This window comes from Methylobacterium sp. D54C (genome assembly GCF_053345595.1).
On record NZ_JBKFAK010000147.1, the window covers coordinates 1 to 339 of the forward strand.

Below are 339 nucleotides of genomic sequence, written 5' to 3' on the forward strand. Positions count from 1 at the left end.
CAGGAAGGCGGCGGTCTCGGTCAGGGCCTTGGCGGCGGCGCCGCCGGGCCAGGCCGGGGAGGCCTGCGCCTCCAGGGTCGGGGGCCGGTAGGCCGCGAGGCTCGCGGGCACCTCGGCGGGCGCCGAGCCGCTGATCCGGGCCACCGCCGCCACCTCCGGCGCGTCGGCGCCCCAGGGCCTGGCGGCGTAGGCCGCGTCCTGGGCGGCGATCAGCCGGACGAGCGTCACCAGGAAGCCCCGGTTCCGCGCCGCCCAGGCCCGGTCGACCACGAGGCCGTCGAAGGTCGCCTTGCCCCGGCGGGCGAGGTCGCCGGCCGAGACCACCACGGTGCCGGACTT

The 339-nt window shown here is 79.9% G+C and carries 1 pseudogene; it reads right to left on the bottom strand.

From position 1 onward, the window contains the following. Positions 1-339: pseudogene (locus ACLBYB_RS32915) on the bottom strand (taurine ABC transporter substrate-binding protein); the annotation flags it as partial.